Origin of the sequence: Micromonospora sp. NPDC050686, assembly GCF_040654475.1 — a bacterium.
GTDB lineage: Bacteria > Actinomycetota > Actinomycetes > Mycobacteriales > Micromonosporaceae > Micromonospora.
Map to the genome: position 1 here is coordinate 1 of NZ_JBFAID010000088.1, position 14,938 is coordinate 14,938.

The following is a 14,938-nucleotide window of genomic DNA, read 5'->3' on the forward strand; positions in this document are numbered from 1 at the left end:
CGCCCCGGCCCCCCCCGCTGGCGGGGGCACCCGGGCCCCCCCGGGGGGGGGGGGGGGGGGGGGGCGGCGGGGCCCGCCGGGTGCGGGCCCGGCCGCGTGGGTCACGGGATCAGCAGGCGCCCGAGACGTAGCACGGGTAGCAGCTGCCGCTGTAGCGGCAGCAGTTCCGGCTGTACTTCAGCCCGCCCGAGCAGTAGCAGAACTGCACGTAGGTCGGGCCGCACGGCTCGGCCCGAGCGGTGATCCGCGGTGCCAGCAGGCCCAGCAGCCGGTCACCCAGGGCGTTGACGAACCTGGTCATCTCCACCTCCTTCCCCTGCGCGGGATGCCGACGGCCGGCGGGGTCGCCGGCCGTCGGGTGCGGCGGGGTGCCGCTGGTCCGCGTCAGCAGCCTTCGCTGACCGCGTAGCACGGGTAGCAGGAACCGCTGTAGTAGCAGCAGTTCTTCGCGTAGCGGATGCCGTTGCGGCAGTAACAGAACTTTGACACCAGCGGTCCGCACGGCTCGGCCTTCGCGCTGACCGTCGGTACCACCATGCCGAGCAGGCGGTCGCCCAGCGCGTTGAGTGTTCTCCTCATCCAATCCTCCTTTCAGATGTTGATGTCGATCGTTACGGAGGGGTCTGGACGGCTAGTGGAGGGCCGCTGGACGACTACGATGGCCGTGGATGCGACGCTGCCGCCGATCGGGGGACGGATGAGCGAGCTACAGGTCCGCCATGCCTCAGACGAGGTGTCACTCGAGATGCTGGGGCCGCTGCGCCTGCGGCGCGGCGGCGAGGAGCTCGCCGTCGGGCCGCCGCAACGCCGGGCGGTGCTCGCCCTGCTGGCGCTCGCCGGCGGGCAGCCGATGGGGCGCGACGAGCTCTGCGCGGCGCTCTGGCCGGTCCGGCCGCCGACTGCGGCGTCGAACGTGCTGCACACGCACATCAAGAACCTCCGGCGGGTGCTGGAGCCGTGGCGGCCCCGCCGGGCCGGCAGCGTCCTGCTGCCGAGCGTCGGGTCGGGGTACGCGCTGCGGGTGTCGCGGGCGGCGGTGGACGCGCTGCGGTTCCGCGCCCTGGTGGCCGGGGCCCGCGCCGCGCGGGTGGCGGGCGACCGGGAGCGCCTGCGGCGGGAGGCCGGGGCGGCGCTGCGGCTGTGGCGCCGGCCGTTGCCCGACGTTCCCGCCCTGGCCGGGCACGGCCGGGTGGCGGCGCTGGTCACCGAGTGGCGGCAGGTGCTCGGCTGGTACGCCGACGAGGCGATCCGGGCGGACCGCGGCGAGGAGGTGCTGACCACGGTGGAGCAGGACGCGGGCCGGCATCCGCTCGACGAGCAGGCGCAGGCCCGGCTGCTGCGGCTGTACTGCGCGGTGGGTAGGCGGGCGGACGCGGTGGCCAGCTACCACGTGGCCCGGCGCCGGCTGCGCGACGAGCTCGGGATCGACCCCGGACCGGAGCTGTCCGGGGCGTACCGGGAGCTGCTCCGGTGCCGGGGGCCGGTCCGGGCGGCGGCGCCGGCCCCGGAGGTCGTGCCGGCGCAGCTGCCGCCCCGTCCCGCGGACTTCGTCGGCCGGGCCGCCGAACTGCGCCGGCTCGACCTCGCCACGGCCGCGCCGGTGACGGCGGCCGCCGAGCCGGTCCTGCTGGTCGTCGAGGGCCCGGCCGGGGTGGGCAAGAGCGCGCTGGCGTTGCAGTGGGCGCACCGGGGCGTCAGGCGGTTCCCGGACGGCCAGCTCTACGCCAACCTCGGCGCCGCCACCTCCGGGCCGGCCGAGGTGCTGCGGAACTTCCTGCGGGCGTTGGGGCTGCCGGAGGTGGCCGAGCGCACCACCTGCCTGGACGGGCTGGCGTCGGCGTACCGGTCGGCGGTCGCCGGGCGGCGGCTGCTGATCGTCCTCGACGACGTCCGCGACCCGGCCCAGGTGCCGCCGCTGCTGCCCGGCCGGGGGCCGAGCGTCGTCGCGCTCACCACCCGTGAGCCGATCGGCGGTCCGCTGGTCGTGCACCGGGGGGAGCGGGTGCCGGTCGGCCCGCTCTCGCCCGAGGAGGCCGTCGACCTGGTGCGCCGGCTGGACGCCCGGCAGCGCCGGCCGGCGCCGGGGGAGCCGGGGCCGGGGGCGGCCCCGGTGGCGGGGGACCGGCCGGTGGTGGGGGAGCCGACGCCGGGCGGCGCGGCGGCCGTGGCGTACGCCTGGTCGATGCGAGCCCTGCTCAGCCGGCACCCGGAACCCGCGTCGGCGCTGGTCACCGTCGCGGTCGCCGGTGGCCTGCCCCGGGACCGGGCGGCCGGCTGGATCGGGTGGCTGACCGCCGGGCACGGCGCGGCGGAGACGGCCGCCGCGGTCGCGGCGCCGCCGGGCTGAGCGGCCCGGGCCGCCGGCCGTGGCGGAGGGCCGGGCTGTCGGAGGTACGGGCTAGAGTCGCTGCCGTGACAGCTACGACGCCGCGCCTGCTCCTCGTCGACGGACACTCGATGGCATACCGGGCGTTCCACGCCCTGCCGGTCGAGAACTTCTCCACCACGACGGGCCAGCCGACCAACGCGGTCTACGGCTTCACCTCGATGCTGATCAACGTGCTGCGCGACGAGCAGCCCTCGCACATCATCGTCGCCTTCGACGTCTCCCGCCGCTCCTTCCGCACGGACAAATACGCGGAGTACAAGGCCGGCCGGAAGGAGACCCCGACCGACTTCAAGGGCCAGGTCAGCCTGATCAAGGAGGTGCTGGCGGCGCTGCGCGTCCCCGTGGTGGAAAAGGAGGGCTACGAGGCCGACGACGTGATCGCCACCCTCGCCTGCCAGGCCCGCGACGCCGGCATGGAGGTGCTGATCAGCAGCGGCGACCGGGACTCGCTGCAACTGGTCGGCGAGCGGGTGACCGTGCTCTACCCCCGCAAGGGCGTCTCCGACCTGGTCCGGATGGACCCGGCGGCGGTGCTCGACAAGTACGGCGTGGGCCCGGAGCGCTACCGCGACCTGGCCGCCCTGGTCGGTGAGGACAGCGACAACCTCTCCGGGGTCGACGGCGTCGGCCCGAAGACCGCCGCCAAGTGGATCAACCTGTACGGCGGGGTGGACGGCGTGGTCGCCCACGCGGACGCGATCAAGGGCAAGGCCGGTGACAACCTGCGGGCTCAGCTCTCCCGGGTGATCCGCAACTACGACCTCAACTGCCTGGTCGAGGATCTGGACCTGCCGCTGCGTCCGGAGGACACCCGCTGGGAGGGGTGGGACCGGGAGGCCGTGCACCAGGTCTTCGACACCCTGGAGTTCCGCATCCTGCGGGACCGGCTCTACCAGTACCTGGAGGCCGTCGAGCCGGAGGCGGAGGCCGGCTTCGACCTGGCCGGGCAGGTGCTCACCGAGCCCGGTGCCCTCGCCGGCTGGCTGGAGACGCACGCCCCGGCCGGCACCCCGGTCGGGGTGGCCGTCAAGCTGGACACCGGCCCGAACCGGCGGCACACCGCCACGGTCAGCGGGATCGCCCTGGCCACCGCGGGCGGCGCCGGCGCCTGGTTCGACCCGGCCACCCTGGCGGCGACCGACGAGACGGCGTTGGCCGGCTGGCTGGCCGACGAGGCCCGGCCCAAGGTGCTGCACGACAGCAAGCCGGCGGTGCTCGCCTTCGCCGCCCACGGCTGGGACCTGGCGGGCATCGCCCGCGACACCCAGATCGCCGCCTACCTGGCCCGCCCCGACCAGCGGTCGTACGACCTGACCGACCTCGCGCTGCGTTACCTGCACCGGGAACTGCGGGTGGACGCGCCGGAGACCGGCCAGCTCACCCTCGACGGGCTGGGCGAGGAGGGGGTGGCCGAGCAGAACCTGATGCTCCAGGCCCGGGCCACGCTCGACCTGGCCGACGCGATCGACGCCGAGCTGTCCCGCGACGGCGAGCAGTCGGCCCGGCTGATGGCCGGGGTGGAGCTGCCGCTGATGCGCGTGCTGGCCGGCATGGAGCGCACCGGCATCGCCGCCGACACGCCCTACCTGTCGGAGCTGGAGGCGCACTTCGCCGGCGAGGTGAAGGCCGCCGCGCAGGGGGCGTACGCGGCGGTCGGCCGGGAGTTCAACCTGGGCTCGCCCAAGCAGTTGCAGGAGATCCTCTTCAACGAGCTGGGGCTGCCCAAGACGAAGCGGATCAAGACCGGTTACACCACCGACGCCGACGCGTTGCAGTGGCTGTACGCGCAGAACCCGCACCCGGTGCTGGAGCACCTGCTGCGCCACCGGGACGTGGCCAAGCTGAAGTCGACGGTCGACGGCCTGCTCAAGTCGGTCTCCGACGACGGCCGGATCCACACCACCTTCAACCAGACGGTGGCCGCCACCGGCCGGCTCTCCTCGACCGAGCCCAACCTGCAGAACATCCCGATCCGCACCGAGGAGGGACGGCGGATCCGGCGGGCGTTCGTCGTCGGGCCCGACTACGAGTGCCTGCTCACCGCCGACTACAGCCAGATCGAGATGCGGATCATGGCGCACCTGTCGTCGGACGACGCCCTGATCGAGGCGTTCAACTCGGGTCACGACTTCCACGCCGCCACCGCCTCCTCGGTCTTCACCGTCGAGGTGGGCGAGGTGACCGCCGACCAGCGCCGCAAGATCAAGGCGATGAACTACGGCCTGGCGTACGGGCTGAGCGCCTTCGGCCTCTCCCAGCAGCTCGGCATCACCGCCGAGGAGGCGCGCGGGCTGATGGAGAACTACTTCGCCGGCTTCGGCGGGGTGCGCGACTACCTGCGCGAGGTGGTGGAGCGGGCCCGGCGCGACGGTTACACCTCCACCATCCTGGGCCGCCGGCGTTACCTTCCCGACCTGGTCAGCGACAACCGGCAGCGCCGGGAGATGGCCGAGCGGATGGCGCTCAACGCCCCGATCCAGGGGTCGGCGGCGGACATCATCAAGGTCGCCATGCTGCACGTCGAGAGCGCGCTGCGCGACGCCGGGCTGCGCTCCCGGATGCTGCTCCAGGTGCACGACGAGCTGGTCTTCGAGGTCGCCTCCGGTGAGCGGGAAACCCTGGAGGCGCTGGTGCGCAGGGAGATGGGCGAGGCGTACCCGCTGTCGGTGCCGCTGGAGGTCTCCGTCGGTGTGGGCCGCGACTGGAACAGCGCCGACCACTGACCCGCCCGTCCCGGGGTCAGCGGCCCGGTCCGCGGCGCTCCTTGGGCGGGGCGCCGTGCCGCTGCAGCGCCTTGCGGGACGGGCCGCCGGGCGGCGGCAGCGGGGCCTTGACCGGGTCGTGACCCCAGTTCATCAGGGAGTACCGCCACCGGGTCTCGCGGACGTCGCCGCTCGGTCGCTGCGCCATGTGCCGCCGGACGTACCCGACGACCTTGCGCATGTGCCGGTAGTCGGCCTCGGAGAGCTGGTCGCGCTTGCGGCGCAGCAGGTCCATGATCCGCCGGCCGGACTCGTGGCCGACCGACTCGCCGCCCTTGGTCCCCTGCTTCCGCCAGCCGACGTGCTTGGACTCGTCGGTCTCCAGCCACTTCTGGAGTTCCCCGGGCTTCATGTTCACCGCGTCGGTGAACTCCTGGTAGGTGTCCCGGTCACCGTCAGCCCGGCTCACGACGCAGCACCTCCGGTCGGTGGGCGACGTCCCGGCCCGAGTCGTCGTTGGTGATCCGGTACTGCGGCTCCTCCGGCGAGGCGTTCACCGTGTGCCCGCGTACGTGGGTGCGTTCGGTGAGTTTCTCCTTGACCACGCCGTGCGCCCGGCCGCTGTGGCTGGCCCAGGAGACGTGGTCGCCCCTGCGGAACTCCTGCTCGGCCATGCCGCCCGGTTACCCGGGGTCGGCGGGTGGAAACGACACGCCGGCCGGCGGTGTCGTTTCGAGCCGTTCAGTCCGCCGGTTTCTCGGCGACGAAGATGGCGGTGCCCGGGAAGAGCCGGCCGCGCAGCGGGCTCCACTGGCCCCAGATCCCCTCGTGTCCGGGCGGCCACTCCGGTTCCACCAGATCGACCAGGCGGAAGCCGGCGGCGACCAGTTCCCGGATCCGGTCGCCGAGGGTGCGGTGCTGCTCGACGTAGCTGGCCTCCCCGTGGTCGTCCTGCTCCACGTAGGGGGAGCGGTCGAAGTACGAGTGCACGGCGGTCAGCCCGCCCTCGCCCGGGTCGTCGAGGAAGATCCAGCGCATCGGGTGGGTGACCGAGAAGACCCAGCGCCCGCCGGGCCGCAGCACCCGGAACACCTCCCGCATCAGCGCCGCCGAGTCGTCCACGAACGGGATCGCGCCGAAGGCGGTGCAGGCGACGTCGAACGACCGGTCGGCGAAGGGCAGCGCGAGCGCGTCGGCCTGCACCAGCGGCACCCGTACGCCGCTGGTGTCGGCGGCCCGCGTCGCGTGCCGCAGCATGCCGGCGGACAGGTCGAAGGCGACCGGCCGGGCCCCCTGGGTGGCCAGCCAGCGGGCGCAGGCCGCGGCGCCGCAGCCCACCTCCAGCACCCGGCGTCCGGCGACGTCGCCGAGCAGCCGGGCGTCAGCCTCGCGCAGTCCCTCGGGGCACCAGACGAAGTCCACGTCGCCCAGGAAGGCACCGTGCTCGGCCTGGTACTCGTCGGCGTCGGCGTCCCACCAGCGGCGGTTGGCCCGGCGGGCCTCGGCGTCGCCGACCCGCCGACGGGTCACCCGGTCGGAGTCCATCCGCTCACGCTAGGCTGCGGCCCCTCGGCGGTCACCGGCGGGCCGGTGGGTCCGGCGGGACGGGATGTGACCTGTGAGACACCCGGGACGTCCGGCGGCCGAAATCTCCGCTTTCGCAGGTGGCGAGGCCGCGAGGACCCGGGAGGGCTTGCACGCTGTGGTAATGCAGCGGGTAGGGTAGACGATGCGCTCGCGGATCGTGTGCCTCGGCAGGGAGCAGGTGTGCGGTCGTCTGAGCCACTGATGATCTGTCGGAGCCACTAATGATCTTCTGACGGCGATCGTTCGGTGTGCCCGGCGACGGATCCGCTGGCGCTGACGAGTCACCGCGACACCACGCCTGCTGTGACAACCCATCCGACCGGAGCAACCGCCCACATGACGAGCAGCATCGAGGCCCCCTCGAGCGCCAACAAGGTCACCCACGACGATCTCGGTTCCGAGGAGGCTTTCCTCGCCGCGATCGACGAGACCATCAAGTACTTCAACGACGGCGACATTGTCGAAGGCACCGTCGTCAAGGTCGATCGGGACGAGGTCCTGCTCGACATCGGCTACAAGACCGAGGGTGTCATCCCCTCTCGGGAGTTGTCGATCAAGCACGACGTGGACCCGGCAGAGGTCGTCTCGGTGGGTGACCACATCGAGGCCCTGGTCCTCCAGAAGGAGGACAAGGAGGGTCGGCTGATCCTCTCCAAGAAGCGGGCGCAGTACGAGCGGGCCTGGGGCACGATCGAAAAGATCAAGGACGAGGACGGTGTCGTCCGCGGCTCGGTCATCGAGGTCGTCAAGGGTGGTCTCATCCTCGACATCGGGCTGCGCGGCTTCCTGCCGGCCTCCCTGGTCGAGATGCGGCGGGTGCGCGACCTGCAGCCGTACGTCGGCCGCGAGCTCGAGGCCAAGATCATCGAGCTGGACAAGAACCGCAACAACGTGGTCCTGTCCCGCCGGGCCTGGCTGGAGCAGACGCAGTCCGAGGTGCGCACCGAGTTCCTCAACAAGCTCCAGAAGGGCCAGGTCCGCAAGGGCGTCGTGTCCTCGATCGTCAACTTCGGCGCGTTCGTCGACCTCGGCGGCGTGGACGGCCTGGTGCACGTCTCCGAGCTGTCCTGGAAGCACATCGACCACCCGTCCGAGGTCGTCGAGGTGGGCCAGGAGGTCGAGGTCGAGGTCCTGGACGTCGACCTGGACCGCGAGCGGGTCTCGCTGTCGCTGAAGGCGACCCAGGAGGACCCGTGGCGGCAGTTCGCCCGGACCCACGCGATCCAGCAGATCGTGCCGGGCAAGGTCACCAAGCTGGTGCCGTTCGGCGCCTTCGTCCGGGTGGACGACGGCATCGAGGGCCTGGTCCACATCTCCGAGCTGGCCGAGCGCCACGTGGAGATCCCGGAGCAGGTCGTGCAGGTCGGCTCCGAGGTCATGGTCAAGGTCATCGACATCGACCTGGAGCGCCGCCGGATCTCGCTGTCGCTCAAGCAGGCCAACGAGGGCTTCGTCGAGGGCGAGGAGCACTTCGACCCGACCCTCTACGGCATGGCCGCGACGTACGACAACGAGGGCAACTACATCTACCCGGAGGGCTTCGACCCGGAGACGGGCGAGTGGCTCGAGGGGTACGACAAGCAGCGGGAGACCTGGGAGAACCAGTACGCCGAGGCCCGTCAGCGCTGGGAGGCGCACACCAAGCAGGTGCAGAACTCCCGCGCCGCCGACGCCGAGGCCGCCGCGAACCCGGCTCCGCCCACCACCGGCACCACCACCTCGACCAGCGCGGCCCCGAGCCGCCAGGCCGAGGAGCCGGCCGGCACCCTGGCCACCGACGAGGCGCTCGCCGCACTGCGGGAGAAGCTCGCCGGCGGCAAGTGACGCCGCGACAGCGCCGACCCGGCGGGCCCGACCTGCCGACCCGGAGCTGACGACCACGAGGCCCCGTCCCCGCGATCCGGTACGCCGGACCGCCGGGGGCGGGGCCCTCGCTATCCGGGGTCGGGGTTTGGCAGCGGCCCGATGATCGGGTTGACTGACCGGGTGCTGACAGTGGGCCTGACGGGCGGGATCGGATCCGGCAAGAGCGCCGTCGCGGCCCGGCTGGCCGCGCTGGGCGCGGTGGTGGTCGACGCCGACCGGATCGCCCGGGAGGTCGTCGCGCCCGGCACCGAGGGGCTGGCCGAGATCGTCGCGGCCTTCTCCGAGCGGGTGCTGGATCCGACCGGCGCCCTCGACCGGGCGGCGCTGGGCGAGCTGGTCTTCGCCGACCCGGCGGCCCGTCGCCGGCTGGAGGCGATCACCCATCCCCGGGTCCGCGCCCGCACCGCCGAGCTGGTGGCGGCCGCCCCGCCGGACGCGGTGGTGGTCAACGACGTGCCGCTGCTGGTCGAGGCCGGGCTGGCCCCGACGTACCACCTGGTCGTGGTGGTGCAGACGGCCGTGATGCTCCGGTTGGCCCGGCTGGCGCGGGACCGGGGGATGCCGCGCGCGGAGGCCGAGCGGCGGATCGCCGCGCAGGCCGACGACGAGCGGCGCCGCGCGGCGGCGGACGTGCTGCTCCCCAACGACGGCACCCTGGACGAGCTGCACCGGGCTGTGGACGCGCTCTGGCGCGACCGGCTGCTGCCGTACGAGGCCAACGTGCGCCGGCGCCGGGTGGCCCGCCCGGAGCGGGTCGAGCTGACGGAGCCGGACCCGGCCTGGCCGCAGCAGTACGCCCGGCTGGCCGCCCGGATCCGGCACGCGACCGCCCCCGCAGACCTGCGCGTCGACCACGTCGGCTCGACCGCGGTGCCCGGCCTGGCCAGCACCGACGTGATCGACATCCAGCTCACCGTGCCCACGCTGGCCGACGCGGACGGGCCGCTGGCCGAGCGGCTCGCCGAGGCCGGCTTTCCCCGGGTGCCGGGCGAGTCGTGGGACAGCCGCCGGCCGCCCGACCGGGGCCGCTGGCCGAAGCGGCTGCACGGCAGCGCCGACCCGGCCCGCCCCGCGTACGTGCACCTGCGGGAGGCCGGCTCGCCCGGCTGGCGGTACGCCCTGCTGACGCGTGACCACCTGCGGGCCGACCCGGACCACCGGTCGGCGTACCTGCTGCTCAACCGCGAGCTGGCCGCCGCCGCCCCGGACGGCGGCGGCCACGGCACCGCCGAGGACCCGTGGTTCGACGAGGAGCAGTTGCGCGCCGAGGAGTGGGCGGCCGACACCGGCTGGCGTCCGTGAGCCGTCGGCCGCGCCCGGTGCGTCGAGCGTGAGCCGTCGGTCGCGCCCGGTGCGTCGAGCGGTGGTCGGAAGGTGGGAGCAGGGGCGCTCGCGGCGGCCGGTCTGCGCCTTCAGCGCGACCACGAAGGGCGCGCACGCCGGTGATGTCCGGGTGCTGCGACCCCGCGTGCCGGGGGCGGGAGCCCGATGAGGGGCCCGGCCACCTGCCCGGTCGGCCGCCGCGAGCGGCCTACCCGGTAAGGCTAGCGCGATGAGAAGTGGCTCACAATGGGAATATCGAAGCCGATCACGGACCGGCGGTAGTCGGGCCGAACTGTCGGACCCCCGGCGTACCGTTGGGACCATGGCGCTCGACATTCCCCGGCTCGACGGCCGCTTCCAGGTCGTCTCCGAGTTCCAGCCGGCCGGCGACCAGCCGGCCGCCATCGACGAGCTGGAGCGTCGGGTGCGGCGCGGTGATCGCAACACCGTGCTGCTCGGCGCGACCGGCACCGGCAAGAGCGCGACCACCGCGTGGCTGGTCGAGCGGCTGCAACGCCCGACGCTGGTGCTCGCCCCCAACAAGACCCTCGCGGCCCAGCTGGCCAAGGAGTTCGGCGAGCTGCTGCCGCGCAACGCGGTGGAATACTTCGTCTCCTACTACGACTACTACCAGCCCGAGGCGTACATTCCGCAGACCGACACCTACATCGAGAAGGACTCCTCGATCAACGAGGAGGTCGAGCGGCTGCGGCACTCGGCGACCATGTCGCTGCTCACCCGCCGCGACGTGATCGTGGTGGCCACCGTCTCGGCGATCTACGGCCTGGGCACCCCGGAGGAATACCTCGACCGGGCCGTGCGGGTCAAGGTCGGGCAGGAACTCGACCGCGACCAGCTGCTGCGCCGGCTGGTCGACATCCAGTACACGCGCAACGACATGGCCTTCCAGCGCGGCACCTTCCGGGTCCGCGGCGACACGCTCGAGATCATCCCGGCGTACGAGGAGCTGGCCGTCCGGATCGAGCTGTTCGGCGACGAGATCGAGAAGCTGTACTACCTCAACCCGCTGACCGGCGACGTGGTCCGCGAGGTGGACAGCCTGATGATCTTCCCGGCCACGCACTACGCGGCCGGGCCGGAGCGGATGGAGCGGGCGATCCGCGACATCGAGGCCGAGCTGGGCGAGCGGCTGGCCGAGCTGGAGCGGCAGGGCAAGCTGCTGGAGGCGCAGCGGCTGCGGATGCGCACCACGTACGACATCGAGATGATGCGCCAGGTCGGCTTCTGCTCCGGCATCGAGAACTACTCGATGCACATCGACGGCCGGCTGCCGGGCAGCCCGCCGCACTGCCTGCTCGACTACTTCCCCGACGACTTCCTCACCGTGGTCGACGAGTCGCACGTGACCATTCCGCAGATCGGCGGCATGTACGAGGGCGACGCCTCCCGCAAGCGGATGCTGATCGACCACGGCTTCCGGCTGCCCAGCGCCGCCGACAACCGGCCGCTGCGCTTCGACGAATACCTGGAGCGGGTGGGCCAGATGGTCTTCCTCTCCGCCACCCCCGGCCCGTGGGAGCTGGAGCAGGCCCAGGGCGAGTTCGTCGAGCAGGTGATCCGGCCGACCGGCCTGATCGATCCCGAGGTGGTGGTGAAGCCGACCAAGGGGCAGATCGACGACCTGATGCACGAGATCAAGCTGCGCACCGAGCGGGACGAGCGGGTGCTGGTCACCACGCTGACCAAGAAGATGGCCGAGGACCTGTCGGACTACCTCCTGGAGAACGGCATCCGGGTGCGCTACCTGCACTCCGAGGTGGACACGCTGCGCCGGGTCGAGCTGCTGCGCGAGCTGCGCAAGGGCGACTACGACGTGCTGGTCGGCATCAACCTGCTCCGGGAGGGCCTCGACCTGCCCGAGGTCTCCCTGGTGGCGATCCTCGACGCCGACAAGGAGGGCTTCCTGCGCAGCGGCCGCTCGCTGATCCAGACCATCGGCCGCGCGGCCCGTAACGTCTCCGGCCAGGTCCACATGTACGCCGACAAGATCACCCCGTCGATGGCGAACGCGATCGACGAGACCAACCGGCGCCGGGCCAAGCAGATCGCGCACAACGAGGCGCACGGGATCAGCCCCGAGCCGCTGCGTAAGAAGATCCACGACATCCTCGACGACATCTACCGCGAGGCGGAGGACACCGAGAACACCACGGTCGGCGGGGCGGCCCGGCAGCTCTCCCGGGGCAAGGCGCCGGTCAAGGAGACCCGCAGCCGCGGCCGGGGCGGGGCCGGCGCCCCCTCGCGCGAGGGCATGGCCCGGGCCGACCTGGCCAACCTCATCCAGGAGCTCAACGACCAGATGCTGGCCGCCGCCCGGGAGCTGCAGTTCGAGTTGGCGGCCCGGATCCGCGACGAGGTGGCCGACCTCAAGAAGGAGCTGCGCGGGATGGACGCGGCCGGGGTGAAGTGAGCCGGGGATGGCCGGTGCGCAGTTCGTCGTCGGGCATCCGGCGCCGCCGCTGCGCCCGTTCGTCGACCGCTACCTCGGCTACCGCGAGCCGGCGCCGCACCCGCTGATCCGCACCGAGGTGGCCGGCGCCTTCGTGGTGCTGGTGCTCGGCTGGGGTGCCCCGCTGGACGTGGTCGACCCGCGCGCCGCCGAGCGCGCCGCGTACGGGGTGGACTCGTTCGTGGCCGGGCCGTTCGACGCGTACTGCACCACCTCGACGGTGGGCGTGGGTGCCGGCGTGCAGCTGCTGCTGGCGCCGTTGGCGGCGCGCCGGATCCTCGGCGTGCCCCTGAGCGAGCTGGCCAACCGGGCGGTCGCCGTGAGCCAGCTCGGCGACCCGTGGCTGGACCGGTTGCGCGGGCGGCTGGCCGAGGAGCGGGACTGGCCGGCCCGCTTCACCCTGCTCGACGCCGCGCTGCACGCCCGGCTGGCGGCCACCGGCCCCGTCGACCGCCGTCTGGACCGGGCCTGGGCCCGGCTGGCCGGCAGCGGCGGGCGGCTCGGCGTCGCCACGCTCGCCGACGAGCTGGGTTGGAGCCGGCGGCACCTGGCGGCCCGGTTCGGCCAGGAGGTCGGGCTGACGCCGAAGACGGCCGGCCGGCTGCTGCGCTTCCAGCGGGCGTACGCGATGCTGGCGCGCGGCCCGCTGGCCGGGCCCACCGCCGTGCGGGCCGGCGCGGCGGACGCCGGGTGGGCGGCGCGAGCGGCCCACCTCGGTTACTACGACCAGTCGCACCTGATCCGCGACTTCCGCCGGTTCGCCGGGGCGACCCCGGCGGCGCTGGGCGGTGCCGGTTCCCATTCGTCCAATACGGGCTGACCGGCCCGGGCGCACACTCGACCCATGCGAAGCATTCACCCGGTGTTCCGGTACCCCGACGCCTCCGCCGCCATCGAGCAGCTCTGCGCCGCCTTCGGTTTCGACGTCCGCCGCCGCTACGACGGGGCCGACGGTGCCGTGGCGCACGCGGTGCTGGGCCTCGACGACCACACCGTCATGGTGGGCTCCGGGCGGGATTCCCGGGGCCGCCCGGCGGACGACGACTACGCCGTGTACGTGGCGGTGGACGACGTGGACGCCCACCACGAGCGGGCCCGGGCGGCCGGCGCGCAGATCGTCCGGGCCCCCTTCGACACCGACTACGGCTCCCGTGACTACGTGGCCCGGGACCTGGCGGGCAACGTCTGGTCCTTCGGGACCTACCGACCCTGAACGGCGGCGAGCACGGCGTGCCGAGGAGCCCGGCGTGACCAGTGGTCATTGCGGTGTGCGAGCGAGGTATTGCCGTACGTGATCGCCCTGCGTACTCTCCAGCGTTGGGGAGGCCAGGATGCCGTTTTCAGCGAGTCCGGTAATTCGACGGGCCCGGCTCGGCGCGGAGCTGCGCCAGTTGCGCCGGCGCGAGTCGCTCACCCTGGAGCAGGTCTGCGCGCGGCTCGGTTGGGCGTCGACGTCGAAGCTGTCCCGCATCGAGCTGGGGCAGAGCCGCCCGGACCTGGCCGACGTGCTCGACCTGCTCGACGTGTACGACGTCCCCGAGGCGCACCGCGCCAAGCTGATCGTCATCGCCCGGGACGCGGCCACCAGTCGCGGCTGGTGGAAGGCGCTCGGTGAGATGGGGGAGCGGCAGCGCACCTACGCCGAGCTGGAGTCGGGCGCGGCGACCATCCTGGAGTACCAGCCCGCGCTGGTGCCGGGGCTGTTGCAGACCCCGGCGTACGCCCGGCTGCGGGTCCGGGCCGGGCAGCTGCTGCACCCGGAGCTGGACGTGGAGGCGGACGTGCGGGCCCGGATCGCCCGCCAGGAGGTGTTGTGGGGCGCGACGCCCCCGCAGTACACGGCGGTCCTCGACGAGCGGGTGTGCGAGCCCGGCGGCGCGCCGGAGGAGGTGTGGCGGGAGCAGTTGCGCCACCTGGTCACGGTGGCCGGCCGGCCCAACCTGCGGCTGCGGGTGCTGCCCCGGGGCGCCGCCGTCGAGGGTGGCGCCCATCCGCTGACGCCGTTCGCCTGCTACTCGTTCCCGGATCCGGCCGACCCCCGGACGGTGCTGGTCGAGGCGCTCACTGCCGACGTGCGTCTGGTCGCCGAGCACGACGTGACCCGCTACGAGCGGCTCGGCGAGTGGCTGCTCGCGGCGGCGTTGTCGGAGCGGGACAGCGCCACGCTGCTGGCCGAGTGCGCGGCGGAGTAGGTGGCACCGGAGGTGCCGGGCCGGCGGGTGGGGCCGGGTGCGCCGGGGGGGAGGCGCCGGACGCGGCGAATCGGGGCGTGGTCGACGGACCACCGGGGGAGGGGCTGCCCAGCTCGGCCAGGAGCGCGGGGACGCCGTCCGGGTCGCCGCCGTCGGGCTGGGCCCGGTCGTACGCCAGATGGCTGTCCGCGCGCGGCGGCCCCGGAGCGCGGCGGCCCCCGGACCCGGCGCGCCCCCGAACCCGTCGGGGCCGGGGACCGCGCGCACCGGGCGGACGGTAACCCACGGGTACGACACTCTGGGCGGGACGCCTCAGAAAGTGTTGTGATACCTGGCCGTGATCTTCGCTGACTGTGTCAGCGAAGATCACGTGTGTGTCCCTGTGTCTGTAAACCGGCGTATGCGTCGT

13 protein-coding genes are annotated in these 14,938 nt (G+C 73.3%); 8 read left to right on the forward strand and 5 right to left on the reverse strand.

Translation table 11 applies throughout. The features are described from left to right. Window positions 1-109: 109 nt before the first annotated feature. The gene (locus AB0H57_RS31215; RefSeq protein ID WP_357512263.1) at window positions 110-301 is read right to left on the reverse strand and encodes a hypothetical protein; all 192 of its coding nucleotides are present in this window, start codon (window positions 299-301) and stop codon (window positions 110-112) included. Between the two features lie 83 nt (window positions 302-384). Then, window positions 385-579 carry a hypothetical protein gene (locus tag AB0H57_RS31220; protein WP_357512264.1) on the reverse strand — a complete coding sequence of 65 codons (195 nt, stop codon included), beginning with the start codon at window positions 577-579 and terminating at the stop codon, window positions 385-387. Window positions 580-697: 118 nt separating this feature from the next. Between AB0H57_RS31220 and AB0H57_RS31225 the strand changes: the two genes are divergently transcribed. Together AB0H57_RS31225 and polA are read left to right on the forward strand one after the other, a co-directional pair. Then, window positions 698-2,347, forward strand: coding sequence for a BTAD domain-containing putative transcriptional regulator (locus AB0H57_RS31225; protein ID WP_357512265.1), 1,650 nt, complete (start codon window positions 698-700; stop codon window positions 2,345-2,347). Window positions 2,348-2,412: 65 nt separating this feature from the next. After that, window positions 2,413-5,112 carry a DNA polymerase I gene (polA, locus tag AB0H57_RS31230; protein ID WP_357512266.1) on the forward strand — a complete coding sequence of 900 codons (2,700 nt, stop codon included), beginning with the start codon at window positions 2,413-2,415 and terminating at the stop codon, window positions 5,110-5,112. A 16-nt stretch (window positions 5,113-5,128) separates the two neighbouring features. Here the strand turns inward: polA and AB0H57_RS31235 are convergent, their stop codons facing one another. From AB0H57_RS31235 to AB0H57_RS31245, 3 genes are all read right to left on the reverse strand, one after another. After that, on the reverse strand, window positions 5,129-5,560 hold the full coding sequence (locus AB0H57_RS31235; protein WP_357512267.1) for a DUF3140 domain-containing protein: 432 nt from the start codon (window positions 5,558-5,560) through the stop codon (window positions 5,129-5,131). Continuing rightward, entirely contained in the window at window positions 5,547-5,765 is a 219-nt protein-coding gene (locus AB0H57_RS31240) for a DUF2945 domain-containing protein (RefSeq protein WP_357512268.1), read from the reverse strand. Before AB0H57_RS31240 ends, AB0H57_RS31235 begins: the two co-directional genes overlap by 14 nt. A gap of 67 nt (window positions 5,766-5,832) precedes the next feature. Next, window positions 5,833-6,636 (reverse strand): class I SAM-dependent methyltransferase, encoded by an 804-nt coding sequence (locus AB0H57_RS31245; protein ID WP_357512269.1) that lies wholly within the window; start codon window positions 6,634-6,636, stop codon window positions 5,833-5,835. 378 nt (window positions 6,637-7,014) lie between these two features. Here AB0H57_RS31245 and rpsA point away from each other — a divergent pair, with 378 nt between their 5' ends. The 6 genes from rpsA to AB0H57_RS31275 all read left to right on the forward strand — a co-directional run bounded on the left by rpsA (window position 7,015) and on the right by AB0H57_RS31275 (window position 14,529). Further along, complete coding sequence (gene rpsA / locus AB0H57_RS31250; protein ID WP_357512270.1) at window positions 7,015-8,502, forward strand: 30S ribosomal protein S1; 1,488 nt, start codon at window positions 7,015-7,017, stop codon at window positions 8,500-8,502. A 162-nt stretch (window positions 8,503-8,664) separates the two neighbouring features. Continuing rightward, window positions 8,665-9,846: a dephospho-CoA kinase gene (gene coaE, locus AB0H57_RS31255; protein WP_357512275.1), complete on the forward strand. Its 1,182-nt coding sequence runs from the start codon at window positions 8,665-8,667 to the stop codon at window positions 9,844-9,846. Between the two features lie 343 nt (window positions 9,847-10,189). Next, window positions 10,190-12,298 carry an excinuclease ABC subunit UvrB gene (uvrB, locus tag AB0H57_RS31260; RefSeq protein ID WP_357512271.1) on the forward strand — a complete coding sequence of 703 codons (2,109 nt, stop codon included), beginning with the start codon at window positions 10,190-10,192 and terminating at the stop codon, window positions 12,296-12,298. A gap of 7 nt (window positions 12,299-12,305) precedes the next feature. Then, a complete protein-coding gene (locus tag AB0H57_RS31265; protein WP_357512272.1) occupies window positions 12,306-13,157 on the forward strand; it encodes a helix-turn-helix domain-containing protein in 852 nt (283 codons plus the stop codon). 24 nt (window positions 13,158-13,181) lie between these two features. Then, on the forward strand, window positions 13,182-13,550 hold the full coding sequence (locus AB0H57_RS31270) for a VOC family protein (RefSeq protein ID WP_357512273.1): 369 nt from the start codon (window positions 13,182-13,184) through the stop codon (window positions 13,548-13,550). A 118-nt stretch (window positions 13,551-13,668) separates the two neighbouring features. Next, complete coding sequence (locus tag AB0H57_RS31275) at window positions 13,669-14,529, forward strand: helix-turn-helix transcriptional regulator (RefSeq protein ID WP_357512274.1); 861 nt, start codon at window positions 13,669-13,671, stop codon at window positions 14,527-14,529. The last annotated feature ends 409 nt before the right edge of the window (window positions 14,530-14,938 follow it).

Coding starts and splice junctions, on each gene's coding strand:
- AB0H57_RS31215 (WP_357512263.1), bottom strand. CDS start 301: ATGACCAGGTTCGTCAACGCCCTGGGTGACCGGCTGCTGGGCCTGCTG.
- AB0H57_RS31220 (WP_357512264.1), bottom strand. CDS start 579: ATGAGGAGAACACTCAACGCGCTGGGCGACCGCCTGCTCGGCATGGTG.
- AB0H57_RS31225 (WP_357512265.1), top strand. CDS start 698: ATGAGCGAGCTACAGGTCCGCCATGCCTCAGACGAGGTGTCACTCGAG.
- AB0H57_RS31240 (WP_357512268.1), bottom strand. CDS start 5,765: ATGGCCGAGCAGGAGTTCCGCAGGGGCGACCACGTCTCCTGGGCCAGC.
- AB0H57_RS31245 (WP_357512269.1), bottom strand. CDS start 6,636: ATGGACTCCGACCGGGTGACCCGTCGGCGGGTCGGCGACGCCGAGGCC.
- rpsA (WP_357512270.1), top strand. CDS start 7,015: ATGACGAGCAGCATCGAGGCCCCCTCGAGCGCCAACAAGGTCACCCAC.
- uvrB (WP_357512271.1), top strand. CDS start 10,190: ATGGCGCTCGACATTCCCCGGCTCGACGGCCGCTTCCAGGTCGTCTCC.
- AB0H57_RS31265 (WP_357512272.1), top strand. CDS start 12,306: ATGGCCGGTGCGCAGTTCGTCGTCGGGCATCCGGCGCCGCCGCTGCGC.
- AB0H57_RS31270 (WP_357512273.1), top strand. CDS start 13,182: ATGCGAAGCATTCACCCGGTGTTCCGGTACCCCGACGCCTCCGCCGCC.
- AB0H57_RS31275 (WP_357512274.1), top strand. CDS start 13,669: ATGCCGTTTTCAGCGAGTCCGGTAATTCGACGGGCCCGGCTCGGCGCG.